Annotated in this window: 23 protein-coding genes; 17 read left to right on the top strand and 6 right to left on the bottom strand. The window is 43.6% G+C overall.

What is annotated here, in order from left to right:
- Nucleotides 1-175: 175 nt before the first annotated feature.
- The 14 genes from mutS to EL84_RS32640 all read left to right on the top strand — a co-directional run bounded on the left by mutS (nt 176) and on the right by EL84_RS32640 (nt 18,525).
- Nucleotides 176-2,977, top strand: a complete 2,802-nt coding sequence (mutS, locus tag EL84_RS24315) for a DNA mismatch repair protein MutS (RefSeq protein WP_047843425.1) — start codon at nt 176-178, stop codon at nt 2,975-2,977.
- 21 nt (nt 2,978-2,998) lie between these two features.
- On the top strand, nt 2,999-5,233 hold the full coding sequence (mutL, locus tag EL84_RS24310) for a DNA mismatch repair endonuclease MutL (RefSeq protein WP_047843424.1): 2,235 nt from the start codon (nt 2,999-3,001) through the stop codon (nt 5,231-5,233).
- A 17-nt stretch (nt 5,234-5,250) separates the two neighbouring features.
- A complete protein-coding gene (locus EL84_RS24305; RefSeq protein ID WP_047843423.1) occupies nt 5,251-6,036 on the top strand; it encodes a class I SAM-dependent methyltransferase in 786 nt (261 codons plus the stop codon).
- On the top strand, nt 6,017-6,973 hold the full coding sequence (gene miaA, locus EL84_RS24300; RefSeq protein WP_036613558.1) for a tRNA (adenosine(37)-N6)-dimethylallyltransferase MiaA: 957 nt from the start codon (nt 6,017-6,019) through the stop codon (nt 6,971-6,973). Before EL84_RS24305 ends, miaA begins: the two co-directional genes overlap by 20 nt.
- Before the next feature lie 373 nt (nt 6,974-7,346).
- Nucleotides 7,347-7,589: an RNA chaperone Hfq gene (gene hfq, locus EL84_RS24295; protein WP_017687918.1), complete on the top strand. Its 243-nt coding sequence runs from the start codon at nt 7,347-7,349 to the stop codon at nt 7,587-7,589.
- 170 nt (nt 7,590-7,759) lie between these two features.
- A complete protein-coding gene (locus EL84_RS24290) occupies nt 7,760-10,438 on the top strand; it encodes a PBP1A family penicillin-binding protein (protein ID WP_047843422.1) in 2,679 nt (892 codons plus the stop codon).
- Nucleotides 10,439-10,739: 301 nt separating this feature from the next.
- Nucleotides 10,740-11,303: a DUF402 domain-containing protein gene (locus EL84_RS24285; RefSeq protein WP_036672757.1), complete on the top strand. Its 564-nt coding sequence runs from the start codon at nt 10,740-10,742 to the stop codon at nt 11,301-11,303.
- 110 nt (nt 11,304-11,413) lie between these two features.
- Entirely contained in the window at nt 11,414-12,385 is a 972-nt protein-coding gene (locus EL84_RS24280; protein WP_047843421.1) for an AAA family ATPase, read from the top strand.
- 124 nt (nt 12,386-12,509) lie between these two features.
- Complete coding sequence (gene hflX, locus EL84_RS24275) at nt 12,510-13,796, top strand: GTPase HflX (protein WP_047843420.1); 1,287 nt, start codon at nt 12,510-12,512, stop codon at nt 13,794-13,796.
- Nucleotides 13,797-13,879: 83 nt separating this feature from the next.
- A complete protein-coding gene (locus tag EL84_RS24270; protein ID WP_047843419.1) occupies nt 13,880-15,133 on the top strand; it encodes an aminotransferase class I/II-fold pyridoxal phosphate-dependent enzyme in 1,254 nt (417 codons plus the stop codon).
- Between the two features lie 82 nt (nt 15,134-15,215).
- Nucleotides 15,216-15,629: a MerR family transcriptional regulator gene (locus EL84_RS24265; RefSeq protein ID WP_017687924.1), complete on the top strand. Its 414-nt coding sequence runs from the start codon at nt 15,216-15,218 to the stop codon at nt 15,627-15,629.
- 129 nt (nt 15,630-15,758) lie between these two features.
- Nucleotides 15,759-17,087 carry a type I glutamate--ammonia ligase gene (glnA, locus tag EL84_RS24260; protein WP_036613569.1) on the top strand — a complete coding sequence of 443 codons (1,329 nt, stop codon included), beginning with the start codon at nt 15,759-15,761 and terminating at the stop codon, nt 17,085-17,087.
- Nucleotides 17,088-17,918: 831 nt separating this feature from the next.
- Nucleotides 17,919-18,161 (top strand): hypothetical protein, encoded by a 243-nt coding sequence (locus EL84_RS32060; RefSeq protein ID WP_047843418.1) that lies wholly within the window; start codon nt 17,919-17,921, stop codon nt 18,159-18,161.
- Nucleotides 18,162-18,321: 160 nt separating this feature from the next.
- Nucleotides 18,322-18,525, top strand: a complete 204-nt coding sequence (locus EL84_RS32640; RefSeq protein ID WP_082219120.1) for an IS3 family transposase — start codon at nt 18,322-18,324, stop codon at nt 18,523-18,525.
- Nucleotides 18,526-18,618: 93 nt separating this feature from the next.
- Here EL84_RS32640 and EL84_RS24250 read toward each other — a convergent pair whose 3' ends face one another.
- The gene (locus tag EL84_RS24250; protein WP_047843417.1) at nt 18,619-19,083 is read right to left on the bottom strand and encodes a hypothetical protein; all 465 of its coding nucleotides are present in this window, start codon (nt 19,081-19,083) and stop codon (nt 18,619-18,621) included.
- 334 nt (nt 19,084-19,417) lie between these two features.
- Nucleotides 19,418-20,125, bottom strand: a complete 708-nt coding sequence (locus tag EL84_RS32635) for a hypothetical protein (protein ID WP_053061598.1) — start codon at nt 20,123-20,125, stop codon at nt 19,418-19,420.
- Between the two features lie 263 nt (nt 20,126-20,388).
- Between EL84_RS32635 and EL84_RS24240 the strand changes: the two genes are divergently transcribed.
- Complete coding sequence (locus EL84_RS24240) at nt 20,389-20,730, top strand: hypothetical protein (RefSeq protein WP_047843416.1); 342 nt, start codon at nt 20,389-20,391, stop codon at nt 20,728-20,730.
- Between the two features lie 346 nt (nt 20,731-21,076).
- Here the strand turns inward: EL84_RS24240 and EL84_RS32330 are convergent, their stop codons facing one another.
- Nucleotides 21,077-21,889 (bottom strand): hypothetical protein, encoded by an 813-nt coding sequence (locus tag EL84_RS32330; RefSeq protein WP_047843415.1) that lies wholly within the window; start codon nt 21,887-21,889, stop codon nt 21,077-21,079.
- 149 nt (nt 21,890-22,038) lie between these two features.
- Nucleotides 22,039-22,710, bottom strand: coding sequence for an SOS response-associated peptidase (locus EL84_RS24230; protein WP_047843414.1), 672 nt, complete (start codon nt 22,708-22,710; stop codon nt 22,039-22,041).
- A 204-nt stretch (nt 22,711-22,914) separates the two neighbouring features.
- Here EL84_RS24230 and EL84_RS32630 point away from each other — a divergent pair, with 204 nt between their 5' ends.
- Entirely contained in the window at nt 22,915-23,943 is a 1,029-nt protein-coding gene (locus EL84_RS32630) for a fibronectin type III domain-containing protein (protein ID WP_047843413.1), read from the top strand.
- Nucleotides 23,944-23,996: 53 nt separating this feature from the next.
- On the opposite strand, the gene EL84_RS24220 is transcribed toward EL84_RS32630, so the two are convergent.
- Both EL84_RS24220 and EL84_RS24210 read right to left on the bottom strand, forming a co-directional pair.
- Complete coding sequence (locus EL84_RS24220; RefSeq protein WP_047843412.1) at nt 23,997-24,854, bottom strand: ATP-dependent DNA ligase; 858 nt, start codon at nt 24,852-24,854, stop codon at nt 23,997-23,999.
- Nucleotides 24,855-25,159: 305 nt separating this feature from the next.
- Nucleotides 25,160-25,738, bottom strand: a complete 579-nt coding sequence (locus tag EL84_RS24210) for an Ltp family lipoprotein (protein WP_053061597.1) — start codon at nt 25,736-25,738, stop codon at nt 25,160-25,162.
- 195 nt (nt 25,739-25,933) lie between these two features.
- Between EL84_RS24210 and EL84_RS24205 the strand changes: the two genes are divergently transcribed.
- Nucleotides 25,934-26,473 carry a hypothetical protein gene (locus tag EL84_RS24205; RefSeq protein WP_047843410.1) on the top strand — a complete coding sequence of 180 codons (540 nt, stop codon included), beginning with the start codon at nt 25,934-25,936 and terminating at the stop codon, nt 26,471-26,473.
- Nucleotides 26,474-26,502: the final 29 nt, after the last annotated feature.

The following is a 26,502-nucleotide window of genomic DNA, read 5'->3' as shown; positions in this document are numbered from 1 at the left end:
AAGTCTTTTATGAGTAATAAGCTACTACGGAAGATATGGAGCAGCAACCTTTGAAGGAAGTGGCGATTAGCCAACACATAAGGCGGAGGCGCAAACACAGTGCCTGACCGTCTTATTGTCCTTCCAGGACGCGTTTCTTCCTGACATTATAGGAACGGGATGGAGGATATTCATCATGGCTCAGTATACGCCAATGATTCAACAATATTTGCAAGTGAAGGCCGAAGCACAAGATGCTTTTCTATTTTTTAGACTGGGTGACTTCTATGAATTGTTCTTCGAGGATGCGATTAATGCTTCCCGTGAACTTGAGATCACGCTGACCGCACGCAACGGAGGCACGGATGACAAAATTCCGATGTGCGGTGTACCTTATCATTCGGCTGACAATTACATACAGCGTCTGATTGAAAAAGGATATAAAGTTGCAATTTGTGAGCAGATGGAAGATGCAAGTGTAACCAAAGGCATGGTACGACGCGAAATTGTACGTGTGGTTACACCCGGAACGGTGATGGAAGGAAAGACGCTGGGTGACAAGTCCAACAACTACATGGTCTGTCTTACAGGTAATCAAAATACGCTGGCCCTCGCGGCCTGTGATTTGTCAACGGGTGAGTTGTATGTGACATCCGTACCCTATTCCAAGGAATGGCTCAAGGATGAAATCGGCATCTACGAACCATCGGAGCTGGTGGGGGATGCAGCGCTGCTTGAAACGGTAGAAGCCGAGGCGTCTCCAATCGGTCGTCCTGTGGTCTACACGTCGTGGATAAAGAATAAGGAAGATCTGGTCCGTCAGCAGTTTGGCGAGGCTGTCTGGGCAAGATTAGAGCCTGAACGTCAAGCGTGCATTGCACGTCTTTTCTCCTATCTGAGTGAGACACAGAAACGTTCTCTGGGGCAGTTAACTCAAATCTCAACGTATGAGCCCGATCATTACATGATCTTGGACCCGTTTACCCGCCGGAACCTGGAATTGGTGGAAACCGTGCGTGAACGCTCCAAAAAAGGTTCATTACTCTGGTTGCTTGATCGGACCGAGACGTCCATGGGTGCAAGAATGCTGCGTCGCTGGGTCGATAAGCCATTGTTACAAAAAGGGAAGATTAGTGAGCGTCTTGAAGCAGTGGATACGTTGTACAACCAGTTTATATTGCGTGAGGACCTGCGGACAGAACTTAAAGACATCTATGATCTGGAGCGTTTGGTAGGCCGGATTGCGTTTGGTAATGCGAATGGTCGTGACCTGAATGCGCTCAAGTCATCGCTGGAGAAAATTCCAGGACTTCGTCAGCATTGCGCAGGATCATCTTCCGCAACATTGCAGCATATTGCCGAAACGATGGATGATTGCAATGATCTGCGTGAAGCTATCGGGCAAGCCATTGTGGACGAGCCGCCGGTATCGGTAAGGGACGGAGGTCTGATTCGTGAAGGGTACCATGAACGTCTGGATGAATTGCGTGAGGCTTCAGTTAACGGGAAACAGTGGATTGCGGAGCTGGAAGCGCGAGAGCGTGAGGCGACAGGCATTCGATCGCTGAAGATTGGATATAACAAAGTATTTGGTTATTATATCGAGATCACCAAGTCCAATCTGTCCGCGTTGCCAGAAGGACGTTATGAACGTAAACAGACACTTGCCAATGCAGAACGTTACATTACGCCGGAGTTGAAGGAAAAAGAGACGCTGATTCTCGAAGCTCAGGACAAAATGGTTGATATTGAGTATGGGCTGTTCGCAGAGCTGCGCGAGCGGCTGAACAAAGAGATTGCAAGATTGCAGAAGCTGGCTGAACAGGTAGCGGAAATTGATGTGTATCAATCTTTTGCGGTGATCAGTGCTGAGCGCAACTTTGTACGGCCCACGTTGACCGACGGTTATGATCTGGTTGTGGAAGAAGGACGCCATCCGGTCGTTGAGGCGGTCATGCGAGATGGCGCATTTATTGCCAATCACACGGCAATGACCAAGGAAGAGGCACGTATTCTGCTGATTACTGGACCAAATATGGCTGGTAAGAGTACGTATATGCGACAGGTCGCTTTAATCTCCATTTTGGCGCAAGTAGGTTGTTTTGTACCTGCGGGTCAGGCGGAAGTGCCGATTATGGATCGCATTTTCACACGGATCGGTGCCGCGGATGATCTCATTGGTGGACAAAGCACATTCATGGTGGAGATGGCCGACATTCAGGTCATGACGGACAAAGCCACACCACGTAGTCTGATTATTATAGATGAATTGGGACGGGGAACGTCGACCAGTGAAGGTATGGCGATTGCTCAGTCTGTTATTGAATATGTACATGATATTATCGGCTGTAAAGCCCTTGTATCAACTCATTTCCATGAGCTTGCTCATCTGGAGGAGAGTCTGGACAAGCTGGCCAACTACTCGATGGCGGTACAGGAGAGTGGTGACAAAGTTAATTTCCTGCGCAAATTGATTGCCGGGGCAGCCAGCAGCAGTTATGGTATCTATTGTGCACGTCTTGCAGGTCTGCCTGATAGCATTATTGAGCGGGCGAATGGACTGTTGCATGGGTTTGAACATGCGGCTGCTCAGGTAGCAGTGGGCAGTGAATATATCGGGAATGAGAAGCAGGAAGCAGGCTTGAAATTAAAAGGTGTAGAATTCCAACACACGGATTCAGCACCATTGATCCGGGAACACGAGATTGAGGAGAGTGCAGAGTACACACCTTCTATTGAAGATTCGGTTGGGAAGCAACATGCCAAGAAATCAAACAGCAAAGGACAGTCCAGCGCAAACCATTCGGATGTGGTTCAACTGTCCATCTTTGGAGATGATGAGCCGAATGTGGCAACGAAACCGGATGTAGTTGCGGTGGATAAACCAGCGCGAGAATTCATCCGTACGATGAAAGATATCGATGTCATGAATATGACGCCTCTTCAGGCGATGCAGATATTGAATGATCTCAAATTGAAGGCACAGCAATTATCCTGAGTATAAGGGAGGGGAAAACCTGTGGCGAAAATACATGTGCTTGATGAACATATTGCCAACCAGATCGCGGCGGGTGAAGTGGTCGAACGGCCTGCTTCAGTTGTCAAAGAGTTGCTCGAAAACTCGGTGGATGCAGGCGCCACCAAGATTGAAGTGACGGTGGAAGAGGGCGGACTCCTCAGTATTCGTGTCAAAGACAATGGTACAGGTATTGAGCCAGAGGACATGGAAACCGCCTTTTATCGTCATGCGACCAGTAAAATAGCCCATGGCCGAGATCTGTTCCAGATCACAAGTCTTGGATTCCGCGGAGAAGCCTTGGCGAGTATTGCCGCCGTGTCCAAGGTAGAGGTGTTATCCGCAAGTGATAACGACGGGCGAGGACGCCGCATCGTGATTGAAGGCGGGAACCTTGTCTCTCATGAAGATGCAACCTCACCCCAAGGTACAGATTTTGCAGTGAGAGAACTATTTTACAATACACCAGCCAGACTTAAATATATGAAAACGATCCAGACGGAACTGGGACATATATCAGATGTCCTTTACCGGATGGCGATGTCTCACCCAAACATTTCGTTCCGACTGCGCCATAATGAGAATGTGTTGCTTCAGACATTGGGTAATGGCGATCTGCTGCAAGTGGTTGCAGCGATCTATGGGACAAGTGCAGCGAAAGCGATGCTTCCCATCCAGGGTGAAAGTCTGGATTACCGGGTGAGCGGGCTGATCAGCCTGCCAGAATGGACACGAGCGAATCGTAATGGTATGTCAACGATTGTTAATGGGAGATTTGTTCGCAATTACGGTCTCAATCAGGCGATTCTCAAAGCCTACCATACCTTGCTGCCCATCAATCGCTTCCCACTTGTCGTGGTGCAGTTGGAGATGCACCCCTCTCTTGTGGATGTGAATGTGCATCCGGCCAAGTTGGAGGTTCGCTTTAGCAAGGAACCAGAACTGTATGAATTCATAGAGACGACGTTGCGGGGTATACTCCGGCAGGAGGTACTGATTCCACAGGTCAAAAAACAGCAGATTCGACGTGGGGACGATAGTTCCTTTATCCAGGAACAATTCCTCTTTCCACGTGGTCCGCTGAAAGATGCATCTGATGCAGAAGGATATGGACAACAAGGTCCACTCGGGAAACCTGCTAGTACATCGCTGAAGTTAACTACGGAAGATGATGATCTGGATTTGGATGCTCCGGCGGATGTGACCACAGGACAGCCAGTATCTGAACAGGGTCACTCAGTACCGTTGCCCGAAGCTCCACCTGAGATTACACACCCCCCTGTGCAGTTAGAAAGTTGGAACGGGGATATTTTACAGAAGATTGCTAGTCATGACGGGGGGCAGACATCCGTTAACGTGCAAGAAGGCACTAAGGATGTAAGTACAAGTTTAAGTTCAAGTACAAGTTCAACCGAAACTGTTCCCAAATCTGACCTCTCTTCTCAAGATGGTGGGGATCGTGGAGCAACAGAGAAACCGCTGGCTGAAGGCAAACCAGCTACGTATCGCTCCGATTCCGTATATTCACCGGTTAGGGAAGCGCGTTCATCGTATAATCCGTCTTCAGTTCCGAGAAGTGAACGGACGTGGAAAACTTCAGGTCTACCTGATGCCACTAAACTTGCTGCTGCCATTAAATCGGATGCATCCATGCCTGAATTTCCGGAGCTGAGTCTGATCGGACAGCATCATGGTACGTATTTGATCGCGCAAAATGACCAAGGTTTATATTTGATTGATCAGCATGCCGCTCATGAACGCGTAAATTATGAGTACTATTACGAGAAGTTTGGTAACCCTGCCCAGGCCTCACAAGAGTTACTGCTGCCTATTACGCTGGAGTTTACACCTTCGGAGACGGAAAAGCTGAAAACAAGGCTGGCTTGGTTCGAACAGGCGGGTGTATATTTGGAGCATTTCGGTGGACAGACGTTCCGTGTGCGCTCCCATCCGTTCTGGTTCCCCAAAGGGGACGAGAAAGACATTATCGAAGAAATGTCCGAGTGGGTGTTGAGTGAACGCAGCATAGATGTCGCCAAGATGCGAGAAGCTGCATCGATCATGTGCTCCTGCAAGGCGTCCATCAAAGCGAACCAAAAGCTGACGGATCAGGAAGCAGAAGTGCTAATTCAGCGATTGGGTTCATGTCGTCAGCCCTACACTTGTCCACATGGGCGGCCGATTGTGATTTCATTTTCAACATATGATCTGGAAAAATTGTTCAAACGTGTTATGTAGCTATTTAGGAGGAATCTATGTATATTACAACCGGTGAAAAGGAAGCGGCTTTACTTGTGGAGCGGGCCCAAAACCTTGCTGAAACAACAGGGGGTACTTACGTGCGCCGTAATAAAATGTCTCTGCCCATGATGATTGAACACTATGAGGCGGAGGAGGTTCTGGTTGTACTCCAGGGTAAAGTGCGTCTATTTCGGAAGGATTCACCGTTGCTGGAGTTCCACCCCAGCATGGGATTTGTTCGTGCCAAACGTATATTGCGAGGAGAACCTGATCCACTGCTGGAGGCGGGGGCGGTGAATGAAGGGGATACCATCATCGATTGTACAGCCGGACTGGGCACGGATGCACTGGTGTTCTCGGTTGCAGTGGGCAAAAGTGGACGGGTGATTGCATGTGAGAGCTCTCTTCCGCTATATACACTATTAGTGGAGGGGATGTCTCAATATGAGACGATCAAGCCAGCGGTAAATGAAGCTTTCCGGCGTATTGAGCTGCATCATGCGAATCATCTCGATTTGCTTCGATCGTTGCCAGATCAAAGCTGTGACACCGTATATTTTGACCCCATGTTTCGTGAGCCAATGATGGATTCAAGTGCTATACAGCCCTTGCGAGATTATGCAAATGCTCACGCGCTGGATGAACAGAGCATTATGGAAGCAAAACGGGTTGCCCGTAAACGGGTAGTCATGAAAGAAAAGCGCGGCAGCGCGGAGTTTGACAGGCTCGGATTTGAAATACTTGATCGGGCGAATGCAAAAACCCTGTACGGAGTGATTAATGTTGAAAGTGGAAGTTAAACCAAAACCTAAACTGCTTGTGTTGGTTGGACCAACAGCAGTAGGCAAAACAAGAATGAGCATCGAGCTTGCCCAAGCTTTCAATTGTGAGATTATCTCAGGAGATTCGATGCAGGTATATCGAGAAATGGATATCGGAACTGCCAAGATTACCTCTGAAGAAATGAAGGGTGTACCCCATCATCTCATTGATATCCATGAACCGGAGTATCCGTATTCTGTGGCCGAGTTTCAGGAGAGTTGCACACGATTGATTAGTGAAATCCACGAACGCGGTAAAATGCCTTTTATTGTAGGGGGCACCGGTCTGTATGTGGAATCGGTATGTTACGGCTTTCAATTTTCGGATAGCGGTTCGGATGAAGCGTTCAGAGAGGAACAATTCAGCTATGCTGAGCTAAATGGAGCTCAGGCCCTTCATGATCGACTGAGGGAAGTTGATCCCGTTAGTGCGGATCGTCTGCATCCGAATGACCAACGGCGAATTGTACGTGCGCTTGAGATCCATCATCTCACAGGAGAGAAGTGGTCTGATCAGCTGGCAGTACAGAAGAAAGAGTCACCTTATGACCTTCTTATTGTTGGTTTGACAATGGATCGGCAGAAGTTGTACGCCCGGGTAGAAGAGCGGATTGATCTGATGATCGAACAAGGTCTTGTGGATGAAGTGAAGTCCCTGTTGGAACGCGGAGTAGCCAGAGGTCATATTTCCATGCAAGGGCTGGGGTATAAGGAGATTGCAGCGTTCCTGCAAGGGGAAGTGAGTTGGGAAGCTGCGGTTGAGTGGTTGAAGAGGGATACGCGTCGGTTTGCCAAACGGCAGCTTTCTTGGTTCCGCCATATGAAGGATATTGAATGGGTGGACATGACGGATACCCAGGATTTTGAAGGGAAATACAAGCAGATTAGTGAATTGATTACACAAAAATTTGATTGATTTGAGCGATTGTTAGTATTCTTCTGACAGGCATCGATTAGATCAAGATATGTAAACCTCTACCTTCTGGTTATCAAAAGGATAGAGGTTTTTATTTATCACTAGAACAGATGGTAGAGGATAAGCATTCGCTAAACAACGAATAAATGTACTTTAAAATGAAGATTTTGTCCCTCTTTTGCAAAACAGACAAGCGGTGTATAATGGATAAGTCTTCTATTTGTTCACCTCGCTAAGAATGGGGGTAAAATAGCAGACAAGGGGTTTTTGTGGATTATATGAAACTGTTCATGATATAATAGCACGAAAGCTACTCAGCGATATTGAATATTACTTGAACACGAATTCAAATGAACCAATGGGGGTACGGCTAATGAACAAGTCCATCAACATCCAAGATACGTTCTTGAACCAACTGCGGAAAGAAAATATTCCTGCTACGGTCTATCTGACCAACGGCTTCCAAATCCGCGGGACGATCAAGGCATTTGACAATTTTACGATCGTCATTGACAGCGACGGACGCCAGCAAATGGTCTACAAGCATGCCATCTCCACGTTCACGCCGCAACGCAGCGTATCGCTGATGCAGCAAGATAACAGCGGCGAAGCTTAAAAAAATTACGAAACCTTTTCACCAACCATTTCGTCTACAAGTATAGGTATTGAAACAGAGCAACCTGAATAAAGGGTTGTTCTTTTCATTCCGGGCAAAATATGTTTAATATATGCCTGAGCCTACAGACGATTAGAAATTATGCAACCGAAAGGGAGTCAGGAGGTAACATGCCAAACGATCCGTTGTCGAGGTCTAACAATCGCAACAACAATAACAAGTCACCCAAAAAAGCGAAGCCAAAGACCTCTAAAAAGAAAAAAATTACGGGTAAACGCGTTGGATGGACACTGTTTTTCACAATGGCAATCGCCATATTCTGTGCACTTGGCGGATATTTATTTATTATGGTGAGTGGTGAAAATCTGCTCAAAGCCAATAAGGACAAAACCACAATTAATGAAACTTCAAAAGTATATGATCGCAATGGCCAATTAATGGGGGAACTATCCATTCAGAAGCTGGAACCTGTCAAAGAAGACGATATTCCTGAGCTTGTAAAGCAAGCCTTTGTTGCAACGGAGGATAAGCGATTCTACGATCATCAGGGCGTGGATATTTGGTCCATTGGGCGTGCGGCGGTTAAGGACGTCATGGCTCGTTCCATGGTGGAAGGTGGTAGTACACTAACCCAACAGCTTGCCAAGAACATGTTCTTGTCCCGTGACAAAACGTTCTTCCGTAAAGCAACGGAAGTATCGATTGCCATGGCATTAGAGCGCAAGTACACAAAAGACGAAATCCTGACGATGTATCTGAACCGGATTTTCTTCGGTCATCAGCGTTACGGGATTAAAGCGGCATCTGAATTTTACTTTGGACAAAAAGATCTGAGTCAGTTGAAGTTGTGGCAAATTGCTACATTGGCGGCTATGCCGAAAGGGCCTTCTGCCTATAATCCGGTGAGCAATCCAAACGACTCAAAAGCACGTCGAGGTGTGGTATTGCAGCTGATGTATGAACAAGGCTACATTACCAAGGCGGAGATGGACGAAGCAAAAGAGATTAACTATAATTACAAGCGACCAGAGAAAGACAGGAAGTATCAAGGTTTTATAGATTATGTGCTCCGTGAAGCTGAACGTGTAACAGGCAAAACGGAAGATGATCTGAATATCGGCGGATACAAAATCTATACAACTATGGATGCTCAGGCTCAAACAGCCATGGAAACTGCCTTCACAGATGATAGTCTGTTCGAGGCAAGTAAAGACGATCAACAGGTTCAAGGCTCCATGGTTATCATGAACCATGAGAATGGTAGCCTCGTTGCCCTCCTGGGAGGACGGGATTATCAGACTAAAGGTTATAGCCGTGTAACGCAGAGTCGAAGACAACCAGGTTCAGCTTTTAAACCGATTGTGTCTTATGCACCTGCGCTTGAATCAGGAAATTACAGTGCCAACTCGTCGCTGAGTAATGCGAAGCAATGTTTTGGTAACTACTGTCCTGGTAACTTGCATGGATATTCTTCAACGATCAGTATGACGGATGCCATTACGAAGTCGGAAAATATCCCTGCGGTTTGGCTGCTTGATAAAATAGGTGTTAACACAGGCATTAATTTTGCCAAGAGTGTAGGCATACAGCTGACAGATGAAGACAAAAACTTGGCGATTGCCCTCGGTGGTCTAAGTAAAGGTACAAATACACTGGAAATGGCGCAGGCCTATAGTGCATTTGCCAACCTCGGAGAATACCGACAAGCCTATGCGATTAAAGAAATCAAGGATAGCGCAGGCAAAACCACTTATAAACATGATAACTCGGACACAACACGTGTCATGAGTGAGCAAAATGCGTATCAGCTTACACAGATGCTACAGAACGTTGTTAATGACGGTACGGGACGTTCAGCACGTCTGGATCGTCCGGTAGCGGGTAAAACAGGAACAGTTCAAAGTGGTATCTCTGGCAACAGTGCCAACCGTGATGTATGGTTTGTTGGATACACCCCGGAATGGACTGCCGCAGTCTGGATGGGCTATGACAATCCGGATGCCAATCATATGCTTAAGAACAGCAGTAAGCTGTCGGCAGCTTTCTTTGCCAAAGTCATGGGAGATGCTTTAAAAGGCGTTCCAGTGAAGCAATTCAAAGCACCAGCTGGAGGGCAGGCACCTCCGCCAGTAGAAGAACCAGAAAAGCCGGCTCTGTCCGTTAGTGGGCTGAGTGGATCATACGATCCAAATGCACAAACCGTCTCCCTGAGTTGGACTGGAACGGGTGACGCGAGTACGCAATATCGAATTTATCGGAAAGAAACATCTGAAGCCCAGTTCACTCATCTCATTGATGCAATAGGAGCGACCAATGCACAAGATTTAAGTGCGTTGCCTGGTCTAACCTATGAGTACTATGTGACAGCTTACGACTTGGCATCAGGACTTGAGACGGATCCTTCCAACACCATCTCCTTGATGATTGAAGCGCAGGAAGTACCGCCGGAGGAACCTGATCCTGGTATAGACCCTGGAACAGAGATAGATCCTGAGCAGCCAGGTACGGAGAATCCGGACAATGGTACACCGGATAATGGCAACTCGAACGGTAATAACGGTAACGGTAATGGTAATGGAAATGAAAATGGCAATAACGGTAATGGTAATGGTAATGGTAATAACGGAAACAATGGCAACGGTGGTAATAACGGCGGAAACGGTCAACCTGGGGAAGGAAATACGACCCCACCTGGTCAGGGCACAACAGATCCTGGCGGAAATGGTGAAGGTTCCGATGACGGGGGCGTAACAACGCCGGGCGAAGTTGTAACTCCGGACAGCGGAACAAGTGGGGATACTGGAGGGACAGATGCACCTGCAGATTCCCAAGCTGGCACCGGCGGCTAAGCCAATGAATCACTAAATAGCTACATTATAGCTACATTGAAAAAACTGCTTCCCGGGAAACCGGTGAAGCAGTTTTTTTGTGTTATACAAAACCAACTCTAATGGAAACCGATTTGATGAATAGGTGGGACAAAGCTTGATTTTGAGTGTAAACCTTAAATATGGTAAGCTGTAACTATTCGTAATACGTTGTGCAAGGGCGGGCCCAGAGCGCTGGAATCCATCAGGCGGACGTTATTACATTGTTCACCAATAACATCAGAGCAGGTCACGGACCTGTAGTCGGCAAAGAGGGGTTCGTATGAAACGGAAATTCGGGGATCGCGCGAACTGGCGCCGGATTACGAACCGACAATTCACATGCCGGTTCGTTCAATCCAAAATTTTCACAGGTTATATTACGTTGTACACCATACAGGATTTGAAAGAACCTCTGTGGAAAACTTATGGAGGCAGTACCTTCTGTATCGCAGATAAAGGTTATTCCTGGCTGCAATACTATCCGAAGGGAGAGCACTTTGTAGTTACGGCGATGTTTGACGATCAGGAACGGATTGTAGAGTGGTACATTGATACATGTCGTAGTCAGGGGATAACCGATCAGGGTGTTCCTTGGTTTGATGACCTGTATCTGGATGTCGTTGTACTGAAAGATGGAGAAGTTTTTTTGCTGGATGAAGATGAGCTTGAAGATGCACTGTCACGAAAACATATTACAACGGGTGATTATGACTTGGCTAACAAGACGGCTAAGGAATTGCTGCATGCCATTGATGCACATGTATTCCCATACTTTCAGTTATCACTGAAGCATAGGCCGAGTTTATTTGAGAACGGAGAGTTTCGAAAAAACATTCAGATTTGAGACATCTAATTATCCGTAGAATTCTTCATGATCCTTCTAATATTGGAGCACCTGATAGAATACATTAATAATCAGGAGAGTTCAGCCCGATAAAATAGAGGTGATGGCGAATGAACGGACGGGTCATGGCTGCAGGAGAGCAACCAGGAGGCAGACCATCCAGACAAATTAATATTGTGTTGCGTAACCAGGAACCTCAGATGTTGGTCAAAGATGAAGCAGCGGCATTACAGGCAGCCAAGAGTATAACCAAACATGCGCACTTCCAGGAGATACAGGGTGAATTGGAGCAACTGGTTGGACTTGAAAATATCAAAGACTTGGTGTTTGAGATCTATGCTTTCCTACAGATTGCTCAGATGCGTACCGAAGCAGGCTTACTTAGTGGTGCGCACGTGTATCATATGATCTTCAAAGGCAATCCCGGAACCGGTAAGACCACCGTGGCGAGGATCGTTGCCAAACTCTTTCAGAAGATGGGTGTGTTGAGTAAAGGTCATCTTATTGAAGTAGAGCGTGCGGATCTGGTTGGAGAATATATCGGTCACACGGCGCAGAAAACAAGAGATCTGGTCAAGAAGGCACTCGGTGGAATATTGTTCATTGATGAAGCTTACAGTTTGGCCCGCGGGGGAGAGAAGGATTTTGGCAAGGAAGCAATCGATACGCTTGTAAAATCAATGGAAGATAACAAAAATCAGTTTATTCTCATATTGGCTGGTTATTCAGATGAGATTGATTTTTTTCTTCAGACCAATCCCGGATTACCTTCCCGCTTTCCCATTCAAGTGGAGTTTCCAGACTATAGCATTGATCAGTTGATTCAAATCTCTGAGATTATGGCCAAAGAGCGTGACTATATTCTAATGCCACAGACCATACTCAAGCTAAAACAACATTTGCTTCAGGAAAAAAATGATTCGCTGCATGCGTTCAGTAACGCCAGATACGTTCGTAATGCCATTGAGCGTTCGATCAGGCATCAGGCAGTTCGTTTGTTGGAACAATACTCGGAAGGCAGTCCAGGAAAACTGGAGCTGATGACAATCCGTACAGAGGATTTGAACTTTGAGCGAAAGTAAGCGATAATATAGTTTTTACACCAGCCGGCCGGGCCAACCGGTTCGGCTTAAGGCATGCCATGGCATATTCGTGGCAATGTATATCAACGGATTAATTTAGTAATTAGAGGGAGTGAACATATATATGACAAATGGCACGCATGATACAGATATGGTCAAAAAAGATCGCGCCGTCTTGGTGAGTCTTGTTACGGATGATGTAAAACGTACAGGTATCAACCCTGAGTACTCTTTAGAAGAACTGGTGAAACTTGCCGAGACAGCTGGAGTGGAAGTGCTAAGTGTACTTTCTCAGAACAGGGAAAAACGTGATACCAAATGGTTCATTGGTAAAGGTAAGGTGGAAGAGCTCCGTGCGATTGCAGAGGAACTGGGAGCAACTACAGCTATATTTGATCAGGAATTGTCAGGTGCACAGGTTCGTAATCTGGAAGAAACCCTCGATCTCAAAATTATTGACCGTACCCAATTGATTTTGGACATCTTTGCACAACGGGCAAACACTAGAGAAGGTATTATTCAAGTGGAATTGGCTCAACATAGCTATTTGCTGCCACGGTTGTCGGGTCATGGAAAGAACCTGTCCAGACTCGGGGGCGGAATCGGAACAAGAGGCCCGGGGGAAAGCAAACTGGAGACAGACCGCCGTCACATTCGTGGTCGTATCGATGATCTGAAGCGTCATCTGGATGAATTGACTCGTCATCGCAAATTGCATCGTGAACGCCGTAAAAAAACAGGTATTGTCCAGGTAGCCCTTGTTGGTTATACCAATGCTGGCAAATCAACCTTGCTCAAGCAGTTGACGGCTGCAGATGTGTATATTCAAGATCAGCTATTCGCTACATTGGATCCCACTTCACGTACGATGGAACTTCCAAGTGGAAAAGAAATCGTACTTACCGACACGGTTGGATTTATTCAAAATCTACCGCATGATCTGATTGCAGCATTCCGGGCAACGCTGGAGGAAGTGAATGAGGCAGACCTGATCCTGCATGTTGTGGACGCCTCATCAGCTATGCGTGAAGATCAGATGCGGACGGTTAATACGATTCTGCAAGAACTTGGTTCAGGGGACAAGCCGCAGTTAGTCCTGTATAACAAAAAAGATGCGTGCACACCAGAGCAGCTTGAGATGCTTCCATTGGATAAAGACCATATTAAAGTAAGCGCATTAGACTCGGAGGATCTGCTTAAAATCCGTGAATTCATTCAGACAGAGCTGACAGGTGATACGAAGCGCTTCCGTATTCCGGCAGAACGTGGTGATCTTACGTCGGTACTCTATAAAATTGGTGATGTAGTGGATACCAGCTTTGAAGAGAGTGATGTGATTTATGAAGTTGAATTGCAAAAAGGTGAATATGAGAAATTTGGTTATATGCTTGAAGAATTCATTGAATTGTAATATTCATGACATATTGATGTGATAAGTTACACGATAATGGATATTCGACGTCAGATTCGTGCTATGAAGGGGAATGAAGTAAGATGGTAAGCTTTGATTCAGAAATATCTGAACTTCAACGTCAAGTGGAGCGTCAGATTGAAGGACAACTGCAACAGATTGATCGGATCACAGATCACAATCAATGGAAGGTGATTCATGCTTTCCAACAGCGAAAAGTAAGTGATTTTCATTTTGCAGGTTCAACAGGTTATGCCTATAACGATCGTGGGCGTGAAGTACTTGATGAAGTATATGCTGATGTATTCGGCGCGGAAGCCGCGTTGGTGCGTCCTCATTTTGCTTCAGGTACTCATACGATTAGTACAGCTCTCTTTGGAGTTTTGCGTCCAGGTGACGAATTATTGTACATCACGGGTAAGCCTTACGACACATTGCATAAAGTTATTGGCGAACCCGGTGATGGTACAGGTTCATTACGCGATTTTGGCATCGGTTACCGTGAGACGGCCTTAACTGATGAAGGTGGAGTGGACTGGGCAGCAGTTGAAAAAAGCATTACACCGGCTACAAAAGTCATTGGGATTCAACGTTCACGTGGTTATGACTGGCGCTCATCCTTCTGTGTTGCTGAGATTGCTGACATGGTTACGCGTGTTAAAGAGCTTAAGGAAGATGTCATCGTATTCGTAGACAATTGTTACGGTGAATTCACGGAGGAACGTGAACCGACAGAAGTCGGAGTTGATCTGATGGCCGGATCACTGATCAAGAATCCTGGTGGAGGCATTGCGGAAACCGGTGGATACATATGTGGGAAGGAACAATACGTACAGCTGGCAGCTTATCGTCTAACAGCCCCTGGAATTGGGGGAGAGGTTGGAGCAATGCTGGGGACAACACGTGGCATCTACCAAGGACTTTACATGGCACCGACAATTGTAGGACAAGCTATCAAAGGAAGTGCGTTTGCTGCTGCGATGTTTGCTGAATCCGGATTTGTAACCAAACCCGCCTGGAATGAAGCTCGCACAGATCTGATCCAGGCTGTTAAGTTTAGCTCTGCCGAGCATCTGATCGCCTTCGTGCAGGGGATTCAGCGTGCAGCAGCTGTGGATAGCCATGTGGTTCCTGAACCGTGGGATATGCCTGGTTATGAGCACCCTGTCATTATGGCGGCAGGTACGTTCATTCAGGGTGGAAGTCTGGAATTATCAGCCGACGCGCCTATTCGGGAGCCGTATATCGGGTATATGCAAGGCGGATTAACGTACTCTCATGTCAAATATGGCGTTTTGATGGCGTTACAGACTATGAAAGATCGTAAATTATTGTGAGTTTATCTAACACGTCATTGACACTTGGTAATAACTAAATGTACAATAGGGTGAAGAATAGATGACTGGAAGGTTGATGAACATGGGTGATGAAATCCGCAGAAATATGGCCTTATTCCCAATTGGTATTGTAATGAAACTTACGGATCTGTCTGCACGTCAGATTCGTTACTATGAGCAGCACAGCTTGATCGTTCCTGCGAGAACGTCAGGTAATCAACGGTTATTCTCTTTTAATGACGTAGAGAGATTGCTAGAGATCAAGGCTTTGATTGAAAAAGGAGTTAACATCGCGGGCATCAAACAAGTGATGAATCCTGTTTCAAAAGAATCCGAGGAAGCTACAGTTATCACGCCAGATACTGAAGTTAAACGCAGAGAGCTGTCCGATACGCAGTTGCACCGCTTGCTGAAGCAGCAGCTTGTATCAGGTAAGAGACCAGGACAAGTATCTCTCATTCAGGGAGAGCTTTCCCGATTCTTTAATAAAAACTAAATTCGCATAACTTGGCGAGTGAGGGGAAAACATACACTTTTGGTGTGAGACTCCTTGACCCGTGGAACTTTCTAATGTACAAATATAACAGGCAAGCCAAATACGCAGATAAGAAAGGGAGAGGTTATAGTGAGTTATACAAAAGAAGACATTCTCCGCATTTCGAAAGAAGAAAACGTACGATTCATTCGATTGCAATTTACTGATTTGCTTGGAGCTATCAAAAACGTTGAGATTCCTGTGAGTCAGTTGACTAAGGCTCTGGATAACAAAATGATGTTCGATGGATCTTCCATTGAAGGTTATGTACGTATTGAAGAGTCCGACATGTACCTCTATCCAGATCTAGATTCTTGGCTTATTTTCCCATGGGTTGCAGAGAACCGTGTTGCACGTCTGATTTGCGACGTATATCTTCCGGATGGTAATCCGTTCCCAGGAGATCCACGTGGTATCTTGAAACGTAACCTGAAGGAAGCCCAAGATATGGGATTCACTTCCTTCAACGTTGGTCCTGAACCCGAGTTCTTCTTGTTCAAAACAGACGAAAAAGGAAACCCGACTAACGAACTGAATGACCAAGGTGGTTATTTCGACCTTGCGCCTACGGATCTTGGTGAAAACTGTCGTCGTGACATCGTTATCACACTTGAAGAAATGGGCTTTGAGATCGAAGCTTCCCACCATGAGGTAGCTCCAGGTCAGCATGAGATCGACTTTAAATATGCTGATGCTCTGAAAGCTGCTGACCAGATCCAAACGTTCAAACTCGTTGTTAAAACGATTGCACGTCAGCATGGTTTACATGCTACATTCATGCCGAAACCACTGTTTGGTATGAACGGATCCGGTATGCACTGTAACCAATCCTTGTTCAAAGGCAATGAGAACGCATTTGTTGATGAGTCGGACGAGTTGGGTCTGAGCAAAACTGCTCGTCACTTCATGGCTGGAACTCTGAAGCACGCACGTGCGTTTGCAGCAATTACTAACCCAACTGTGAACTCATACAAACGTCTTGTACCAGGTTATGAAGCACCTTGTTATGTAGCATGGTCTGCTAGTAACCGTAGCCCAATGATTCGTATTCCAGCTTCCCGTGGTCTGAGTACACGTGTTGAGGTTCGTAACCCGGATCCGGCTGCTAACCCTTACCTGGCTTTGTCTGTTCTGTTAAAAGCAGGTCTGGACGGAATCAAACGTGAGCTTTCCTTACCAACTCCAATTGACCGTAACATCTACATCATGTCAGAAGAAGAGCGTGTGGAAGAAGGCATTCCAAGCTTGCCAGCTGACCTGAAAGAAGCATTGAATGAATTGATCCGCAGCGAAGTAATCTGCGATGCTCTCGGCGACCACGCCTTGGCTCACTTCTATGAGCTGAAAGAAATTGAGTGGGATATGTACCGCACACAAGTCCACCAATGGGAACGCGATCAATATATTACTTTGTACTAATTGAAAAAACCTTGTAACTACGGGGTTTTTTGAGGGTTTAAATGGGGGACGTTTGAAAGGGGATTATACTTCTATTAAGGAGTGTCCCCCAAACGTCCCCCATTTTGATTTTTTGAACCAAGAATGTTGGCGGTATACTGTTCATACTGATCAATATTGCGTTGCTCTAACTTTTTGGAGATGTGAGCATATATATTAGAGGTGATCTGCACACTTCCATGACCAAGCTGTTCATGAACAAAGTTTATGCTTACAACGGCCTAAGCATGGGTACAGCATAGGTCTGTTGAAGAGAATCGATTCGAAGATAATCACTCAATTCTGCACGCTTTATAATCCTCTGGAAAGCATTGAAGAGGGTAGACTTTGGCATGTGGTTTCCATCGTTTCGACACAACACTAAATTTAGATCATGCCTGTACATGGATTCTCCCAGGTTAATTTTATTTTGGTTTTGCCAAGTGGCGTGATATCTCAAATCATTGATTAAGCTAGCGCTTACAGTAATTGTGCGCGTGGATCTGAAGGTTTTGGTATCTCCAAATAGCTCATCATCATTTTCTGTCTGAAAATCAAGCGTTTCATCAATGTGTATCTTTTTTTCTTGAAGTTAATATCAGACAATTTTAAAGCTGCTGCTTTACCTTTTCTCATGCCTCTTTCAAGAAGAAGCTTAAAGAAAATTCAATAGATATATCCATATCCTCTAGCTGCATATAGAAAAATAGCAATGTCCTCCGAATCAATGGTATTATCCCCTCAAGGTAGGCAGTGAAAAAAGAGATCATTTTAAAATGAACTCAACACTGAAAACAGAAGGGGATTTTTGTTATGCCAGCGAAAAAGGCCAAACTTTTAATCAATATAGTGAAGAAACGAAGAACGAAGCTGTTCGTCTACGATTGGAAGAGGGTTAGACATACAGTCGGATCATGGAGAAGTTTGGTATTTAGAGTGATGGCCAGATTATTACTTGGGTACGGAAAAGCCAAAATGGAGAGAGTTTTGAGGATTATCGAGGACGTTGGACGAAGAAGCATTTTAGCAGTGCAGAAGAAGAAAATGCTTATCTGAAAACGCAGGTAGAATATCTAAAAAAGCTCAATCCAAATTTGCACGGAGAGGGAAGCTGGATTTCGAAGCCCTGTGCCAGTCCGTTCGAGAAATAAGTAAGTGGGCATCTGTGGTTTTTTTGGAAAATTGCTGAAATCGTACGGGTTACTACAAATGGAATATCATCCTCAGAGAGAAACGAGCGGATCGGGATGCGGATCTGAAAGCACATATTTTAGGCATTCATCGGCTTCGTCCTTATTTCGGCTACAAACGTATGCGAACCGCGTTAGGAAAGGAAGGCCTCGTGGTGAATCACAAAAAGGTACGTCGCTTAATGAGAGAACTCCAGATTCGTGGAGACTCTTTGGAACGCGTAGGTTAAACTTCCCATTGTACTCATCCTGTCGTCAAAGTACTATAAATAAAATGGCTCCCCTGCAGATTAAGCGGGGGAGCTTTTTGATAAAATTAATGATCAGTTTTTAGTGAATTGAATTGTATAAGGTTGGTTGTAGTTGTTGATACCATTATCCATAATTCTGAAGTAAACCTTCTCACCAGGTTTAGCGCTCATACCAACTGCCTCAGCGTATCCTGGTCCATTCCAGTTATCCATTTGAATGGACAGTATCGCACCGCTAGCATCTTTTTTAATAATACCCATAATAATATCGAAATTAGGTGGTGGGGTAGCAATAACACTAAATGTGACAACAGAAGATCCATTTGTGTTGTCTACAACATAATAATCGTTATCACTCATGCTATCTAAATACTGTGTTGCGCTAAATCCGGAAGACTGGTTAACACTTGAGTACATCACTTCTGCTGTCTCAAAGGAATCAGCCCAACCAGTTTTAGCGAATGCAGAGCCGGAACCGAATGCTAATAAACAAGCAGTTGCCATAACAGAAATAGAGAATTTTCTTAATCTTTTCATATTCAAACCTCCTAAATATACTAGAACCAATAAAATAGAGATTCTGGTTTGTCTGATTATTTGAACTTAGATGTCGAATAGCCTCTCACATATGACGGTTGGCCAACCATGGTTAAATATACCATATATAATTTAATATTGTAAATACTTAACATGTAAAATATTAGTTCAGTGAATACTATATTGGAAATTTTCAGCAATTAAGAACTCTATTAATAACAAAAGAAAAGGCGACAGGGATAACCTGCCACCTTTGTTTATTCAAATGTATTCAGTACATTGCTATGGCACGGAGTAGAGCTAGTAATCTTTTTATAATAGTCTCCTTTATAGATTACTTATCATTTGCGTCACTAGCGCTAAACATGATTCCAAGAACATCAGAACCGGTAAGAGTATAACGAACGCCATTAACCTCTGTGGATTCATCAATTGTTGTCCAATCTACACCTTCATCGATGACTCCCAAATATTTCATAATATCGCCTACGGCTGATGTAGGTATGTCAGGGTTGGTTCCCGATATAACCAATCCAATACTTATAATAATATCTGCTCCAGAGGAAAGAGTGCCATTTTCTTGTCCAATCATCATTACATCACGTAATGATCCGTCTGATTTGTTTACTGAGCCGGCTATACCTATGTAATCTGTGGTCATATACTGGAATACATCTTGAGCTGGTCCAGTTTCGATGTTTAATTTCTTGCCAATTTTCAGTTTGGAGTTATTAAGCTCATCTGCGCGTTTATTGAACGATTTACGAGATTCTTCCGGAGTCATTCCCAGAGTTCCTCGTATTTCTAAGTTCTTATCCTCTTGCTTCTTTACATTCTCTTGTGCTACCATAACTTCCTCGGACTTAGTAGCAGATTTTTCAGCAATAACAGTTTCTGACTTGGTTTCAGCCGGAGCGGAAACTTTGGTTGCTGCAACTGCCTCTTTCTTAGTTTTCTCCTCATCTTTGTTGCCGAAGATACCTCCCACTATAATCACAACAATAAGCCAAAACCACCATTTTTTCTGAATAGGCTTTTTCAATCTTCTTCCTCCTGATATAGTAATAATTAACAACATGAATAGTCTATCAAGCCTAGGTAATATTTTCTATAAAATTTTGAATCATTTGATGTTGTAGGAAAATTTTAATGAACAATACATATAAAGTACTATCCATTAATAAGATTGGTGATAACTATACTCTTACCTCATGTAATATATATGGGGTTTTATTTAATTTCTTGACAATATTATCTAATGGGAATTATAGTATATTAATACATAAGAAAAGGAGACTTACTAATATGAAGAAATTTCTGGTAGCATTATCATTAGGTGTACTCGTAGCCACGGGTTTGTCAGTATCAGACAATTCGTCTTTCGCTACAAAGGTTGAAGCAAAAGAATTGGTTTACACAGTTAATTTGCAGCCCAATGGAACTTATCAATTGGGTTATGGATCGGGGTATAAATACAAAGTAATCACAAGCACAAGTTCGGATGGAACGCCTGATATCACGGTGTCCTCCAGTGGGTTATTGAAATTAGCTTCTTCACCAATTAATGTTGGAGTGGCAGGGTATGTATATGTAATAGATAGATATGGTGATGTTATTGAAGAAGTAACAGTACAAATTAAATACTAATTTGTAAAACCTCTGTACGCAACAACCTTTAAGGAAGCACCCCACCGAAAATACTCGTGGGGTGTTTTGCGTCTATCACAATAAAAGTGAACGGTGATAAAAATGAATCATACATACAAAGCACTATCCACACAGACCTAGATTTCCTTACAGTAGCTTTAAACCAAATCCGTGTATACGTCTGGCATGTCCTAGGTGAACATGAATACATCATTGATTAGGGAGGATCAGTAGAAGCGTATAGCACTGTATCCATTAAGATCATGGGGAAGAAATACTTTCGTAATACGTTTGAATTTAGGGTACAAAAATAGAGCAGGAGGGATAACCTCACTGCTCTTTCTTTTTATTTGGTCGTATATTCACTTACTTCAAACGTCAATATCTTATCGAAGATCACGTAATCTGTACGCTTGCTGAATGGACCTTTGTTGTTGCTGTATTTATTGATGGCGAATTTAGCTGGTCCAGATCCTGCATCACGAGTATCGTACCAGTTGAGGAATGAATTTACATCACTCATTGGAAGATCATATTCCTTCTCCAAACCAGTTGTCATGGTAACTACTAGTATTGCCCTACCTTCAGTCGGTTGCTCAGGTTCCGGAGTGGTTGGAACTTCAGATTCTACATAATTAAAGTCCACTAAAGATCCATCGATATCGATTGCATCAAATCGATAATTGTAAACTACTACAGTTGACGAAGGAGTTTCGGTCCATATAATTACTTCATGGATACCATAGTCAAGATCCAATTTTTCATATGCAATTATTTGATGGCTCCAAGATTCCTTCCATGTAGAAAAATACTCGGTGTTACCATCAATACTTATTGCAACTTTTTTTGAATATGAATCTGACTTGTTTGTAATTAATCTGATTTTCGATCCTTCAAATTTAAATTTAATTTCACTTTTTTTCTTATGTTTTGCGCCTAAAACAGTTTTGTTGTAGTCACCTACTGTATCGGCGTTATTAAGCAATACCAAGTCATCATTAGAATAAACTAATTCAGGGGTCCTATCATCGAATCTCGTCCAACCCTCTTCAGGTGCCTTAAGGACACTATCTACAGTTGCCGCATATGTACTTGTTGAGAAGCTTAATAGAAGAACTAAGGTAAATATTGTAGTAACAATCATTTTTAACTTTTGCATTGTGATCTCCTTATAACGTTATTTTAATTACATAAGAATAAATTATTATTAGTTACATATCTAAACAATTAAACCTATATATTCAAGTAAGTGTTAGATGTAATGAAAAAGCTTTACCGACCTTTCTGAGTCGATAAAGCTGAGTATTTCTATCCTATTTCTTTTAGCAATCCTTCATTGTTATTCCGCACATTACCGACTTCCTTCGGCACCTCATATGCGCGCATCTCTGAAGCATGATATGGCTTAAGCAGACCAAGTAGTGACTGAACATCGTCATTATCTCTTCCAAGCCACTCAGCCTCATCCTCAGATCGCAAGATGACCGGCATACGATTATGGATATTCTCCATAAGACTATTTGGTTCAGTTGTAATGATGGTGCAAGTACTCAGCTTTTTTCCGTCTGGATCTGTCCAAGTATCATAAAGGCCGGCAAGCGAGAACAAGCGGTCGTCCTTCATCAAAATGCGCATAGGCTGTTTGGTCGATCCTTCCTTACGCCATTCATAAAATCCATTCGTCGGTATAATGCACCGCTTGGAACTGATTAGACGCTTGAAGGAAGTCTTTTCGGTTAACGTCTCAGCACGGGCGTTGATCATCTTGTTACCGATCTTATCATCCTTGGCCCAAACGGGTACCAGACCCCATCGGAGTGAGCCCAGTCTATTGCCGTCTTTGCTCCCTATAATGGTGGGGATGTACTGCATAGGAGCAGCGTTGTAATTAGGCTTGTACTCAAATCCATCTGCAATAGATGCATAGTACCTGTCCATTATAGCTTCTATGGGGTCAGTGATTGTAAACCTTCCGCACATGATAATGCCTCCTTTGAGACTCTATACTATGTAATTTTACTCAAATTTTTAAGAATAGAAACGGGTAATTTGTGGAGACATGCATCCAATATAAAATAAAAATGCAATAAATTAGATGATATTTATAGATCAGCAAGTTTATGTTTAGACAGCCTGCAACACTATACGTTACATTTTCATTAGCAAAAATATGGAGGGATTCAAATGAGGAATTATCTTATCAATTTCGGAAAGTTTAAGGTATTAGTTTTTGGTATATTATTATTCTTTGGTAATGCTAGTGTCAATGCTGCTTCGGATACTAATATAAAAGGGTTGCTAGATGGTAAACTCGTTAAAACAGGTTCAAGCGAGATAAACGTATTTGGGTCAACAATGGCTGTTACTGATAACGATACTGAAACTTATTTTGCTTTACCCACTGAAAGAAGTGACTTAAAAGTTGCAGATACACTTGTCTATACATTTGAAACACCAGTAAATATTAATAGCTATAAGCTTCATATTTTAAATTATGATGGCGGCCCTGTTGCTATATATTTTATGGATAAAAACGGTACTGGTCTTCTAGGTAGCATTCCTACTAAACCGATTCCAGGTGACGATGGAATATATGAGCTTTCCAATGTAATAAAGGATGTAAAACAAATAGTCATTTTTCAGAAAGGCACAAAAACATATAATGTAGCTGAATTGAATTTTTACAACAATGCATCAATTAATTTAGAGGCTGTAGGTGGCAATGACCAAGCAACACTGACGTGGGACTCGGTTGAAGGAGCTGCTAGTTATGTTATAAGGTACGGGACTGAAGCAGGAAGTTACACTGAAACCGTAACAGCAACAAAAGATGCGTATGAGAATTTCGTTATTCCAGGATTGAAGAATGGTACTACATATTATTTTGTTGTGAGCGCTGTTGTTGATAGTGTAGAATCTGGGTACTCCAACGAAGCCTCTGCAACTCCTCAAGGGCCTATTGTTGAACCAGAGCAGCCTTCGAGTAACCGTGCTATCCTCGTGGTCCCCATGACAACCGGACTCGAAAAAGAATTCGACCTGAGTATGCAAGAGGTAAATGCCTTCATCGACTGGTACGAGACCAAGCAGGCCGGAAGCGGTAAGGCAACGTACGCCATCGACAAACACGACAATAACAAAGGACCATTCAAGAGCCGTAAGGACTATATCCTGTTTGATCGGGTGCTGACGTTTGAAGTAAGCGAGTACTAATTATTTTTAAAAAAAGGCTATCGCATTGAATTGCGAAGCCTTTTTGCGTTGTTTCACACAATAAATTGATCAAACACGGGTATACGCAGCAAACCGGGTTTGGTCCAATTTCGCATTTTTACCCTAGCTTGTATCCGTGGTTCCAGGTAAACGTGATTTGTGTCCTCTCCAGTCACAAGCTGCTGGCACACTCCGCGGAAAGCCTGCTTATGTTTTGGACTTGGACCATGCTCAATGATCCCTACCGGGCGCATCCTTCCAGTTGGATCTGGAACAGCAGCAAGCCACCCGAATTCGGATTTTTTGTATCCCGTAATGTACACGTCAGCGTATGACCAGTTAATAACCTTCAACCAATCCTTGGAGCGCCTGCTAACGTACTGGCTGTCTTTGCGCTTGCCAACTACACCTTCCATACCCATAGTCTCTATCTGAGTGTATAACTCCTCTCCAGCACCTTCTATATGGGGCACAACTCCAAAGTTAGAGGAAGGAAGAGATAGACTGTGTAGGATCATCTTGCGTTCCATAAGAGGTAGCTTACGTAGATCTCGTCCCTGGTAGAAAAGAATATCAAATATAGCAAATGTGGCAGGCAGTTTATGAGTGAGCTGCGTTATCTTGCTGGCCTGCTTTGTGCTGAATCTACTCATGACTGCTTCAAAGTCGTTAAGCCCTGTCTCTGGATCAGTGCAAGCTACCTCGCCGTCCAAGATAATAACAGAGTCAAACGGCAGGACTAACTCAGGATACTGGCGAGTACAATCGTTATTGTGACGTGTGTATAACCGGACATTGCCGGACTGTTGCGAATATATCAACCGGTGCCCGTCAACTTTAGGTTCATATATAAAATTCGAGTGACTGAATGGACCCGGTGCTGTTTCAAGTAACATAGGACTTATGAACATAAAAACACCTCAACCTAATTATAGCGTTTTGCCATAAAGGGTTGAGGCGGTAAGTTATGGGGTATTACTTTGAGCGGATTGGTTACTTAAAAATCCGTTTGATCACCTTAAAAATACCGAATGTCGTCTTGTTGTACACTTTGTTATACTATGCCCGTTTCGGATTACGTAACCATCCATATCCACGGGGCATTTTCAATCCGACACGATTTACGATCTGTCGTTTAATACTGGTTCTAACGGCTATCCGTTTTTTTAGGCTGGTCTTCCGGAATCCAAACTTCATGCAACGCGCCGCCGATCTGTTATTTTAAATTAGCTACTGCGTATTTGGCTTCTTCCTTTGTGAACTTTTCACCGTAGTCAGATGTTAGTTGATCGTAAATGGCGGAATCAGACATACTCATTGATTCGGCGTAAGTCTGTGCCTTTTTTAAAGCATTCTCTTTCCAATCAAAATCAATGGTATCAATAGCGTACTTGGCGGCTTCCTTCGGAAAGTTCTCGCCATATTCAGATGTTAACTGATCGTAAATACCGGCTTTAGACATGTTCATAACTTCTGCGTAGGTTATTGCTTTTTCTAGTGCAGCTTTATGTTCTCTGGGTACACTGTTTGCTTCGGCTTCTTTTTTAGCCAGTTCTGCTGCTGCAGCATCGTCTTTCGCTTTCTGTTCTTCTGCGGATTTCTTCTCAGCTTCAGCTTTCTCTTTGTCTGCGGCAGTTTGTTCTGTTAATACATTCTCTGTTTTAGGCTGTGCTGCTACTTGGGATGCAGACTCATTGGGTTTGGCTGATTTATCACCGAGATTACCAATTGCTCCAATAACAAAGATAATAGCGAGCCAGAACCACCACTTCTTATAAATCGGTTTTTTGTTCAAGGTACTTCCTCCTATGTATTTAGATAAAGTTAGTCTATCAGACCTAGGAAAATGTTTCTATGTTTTTTTGAAACAATTTACAAAACTATCGAAGTGGTATAATATACCTATATCCGAAAGCATCGGTGAAGACCGCTAACCTGATTAGGTCGGCGATTTTTTATTTTCGTAGAATAGTTAATTGGGAGTGAATTCATGAAAAAGAGTATGTACATACTGGTGGTAATTATGGTTCTTATTATGAGCGCTTGTGGTGGTGGAAGTTTTAAACCAGACGAATTCTCAAAAGATGACATGGCAATAATCAAAATAGAAACAGATGAGAAAGTAAAATGTGGGATGAGTAGATTGGAAGCTGAAAAAATACTTGGCAAAGGCGAAGGAACAACCGGCATTGTAAGCACTTTAGAATATGCTAGTGGCATTTTAATTGAATATCGTGAAGACGTTGTCGCTTCCATTAAATTGAATGGAGAATCAAAAGGGAACTACAAAACAGCTCGTGGTGCTGAAGTAGGTATATTAAAAGGTGAAGTTTTGGAGAAGTATGGGCATAAATTTGTAATAACCGAGAATTCAAGTGCTATAGAAATGAAATATATTTTAAATAATGGAGAGGAACTATCAGAAAGTGAAATCGAAGATAAGAAGTATGGTTTAGAAAAGTCTTACAATGCATCATTTTATTTTGATACAAGTGGCTATGCTGATAGCATAATTTTAACGAATATATAAAACTAAAAAGAGCAGGAGGGATAACCTCA

Origin of the sequence: Paenibacillus sp. VT-400, assembly GCF_001029205.1 — a bacterium.
GTDB lineage: Bacteria > Bacillota > Bacilli > Paenibacillales > Paenibacillaceae > Paenibacillus > Paenibacillus amylolyticus.
The sequence above is the reverse complement of the archived record's forward strand: the minus strand, read 5'-3'. Positions and strand labels throughout refer to the sequence as shown.

Bases quoted from the DNA above. Each gene is read 5' to 3' on its own strand.
- mutS (WP_047843425.1), top strand. From the start codon at position 176: ATGGCTCAGTATACGCCAATGATTCAACAATATTTGCAAGTGAAGGCC.
- EL84_RS24305 (WP_047843423.1), top strand. From the start codon at position 5,251: ATGTATATTACAACCGGTGAAAAGGAAGCGGCTTTACTTGTGGAGCGG.
- miaA (WP_036613558.1), top strand. From the start codon at position 6,017: ATGTTGAAAGTGGAAGTTAAACCAAAACCTAAACTGCTTGTGTTGGTT.
- hfq (WP_017687918.1), top strand. From the start codon at position 7,347: ATGAACAAGTCCATCAACATCCAAGATACGTTCTTGAACCAACTGCGG.
- EL84_RS24290 (WP_047843422.1), top strand. From the start codon at position 7,760: ATGCCAAACGATCCGTTGTCGAGGTCTAACAATCGCAACAACAATAAC.
- EL84_RS24285 (WP_036672757.1), top strand. From the start codon at position 10,740: ATGAAACGGAAATTCGGGGATCGCGCGAACTGGCGCCGGATTACGAAC.
- EL84_RS24280 (WP_047843421.1), top strand. From the start codon at position 11,414: ATGAACGGACGGGTCATGGCTGCAGGAGAGCAACCAGGAGGCAGACCA.
- hflX (WP_047843420.1), top strand. From the start codon at position 12,510: ATGACAAATGGCACGCATGATACAGATATGGTCAAAAAAGATCGCGCC.
- EL84_RS24270 (WP_047843419.1), top strand. From the start codon at position 13,880: ATGGTAAGCTTTGATTCAGAAATATCTGAACTTCAACGTCAAGTGGAG.
- EL84_RS24265 (WP_017687924.1), top strand. From the start codon at position 15,216: ATGGGTGATGAAATCCGCAGAAATATGGCCTTATTCCCAATTGGTATT.
- EL84_RS32060 (WP_047843418.1), top strand. From the start codon at position 17,919: ATGCCAGCGAAAAAGGCCAAACTTTTAATCAATATAGTGAAGAAACGA.
- EL84_RS24250 (WP_047843417.1), bottom strand. From the start codon at position 19,083: ATGAAAAGATTAAGAAAATTCTCTATTTCTGTTATGGCAACTGCTTGT.
- EL84_RS24240 (WP_047843416.1), top strand. From the start codon at position 20,389: ATGAAGAAATTTCTGGTAGCATTATCATTAGGTGTACTCGTAGCCACG.
- EL84_RS32330 (WP_047843415.1), bottom strand. From the start codon at position 21,889: ATGCAAAAGTTAAAAATGATTGTTACTACAATATTTACCTTAGTTCTT.
- EL84_RS24230 (WP_047843414.1), bottom strand. From the start codon at position 22,710: ATGTGCGGAAGGTTTACAATCACTGACCCCATAGAAGCTATAATGGAC.
- EL84_RS32630 (WP_047843413.1), top strand. From the start codon at position 22,915: ATGAGGAATTATCTTATCAATTTCGGAAAGTTTAAGGTATTAGTTTTT.
- EL84_RS24220 (WP_047843412.1), bottom strand. From the start codon at position 24,854: ATGTTCATAAGTCCTATGTTACTTGAAACAGCACCGGGTCCATTCAGT.
- EL84_RS24205 (WP_047843410.1), top strand. From the start codon at position 25,934: ATGAAAAAGAGTATGTACATACTGGTGGTAATTATGGTTCTTATTATG.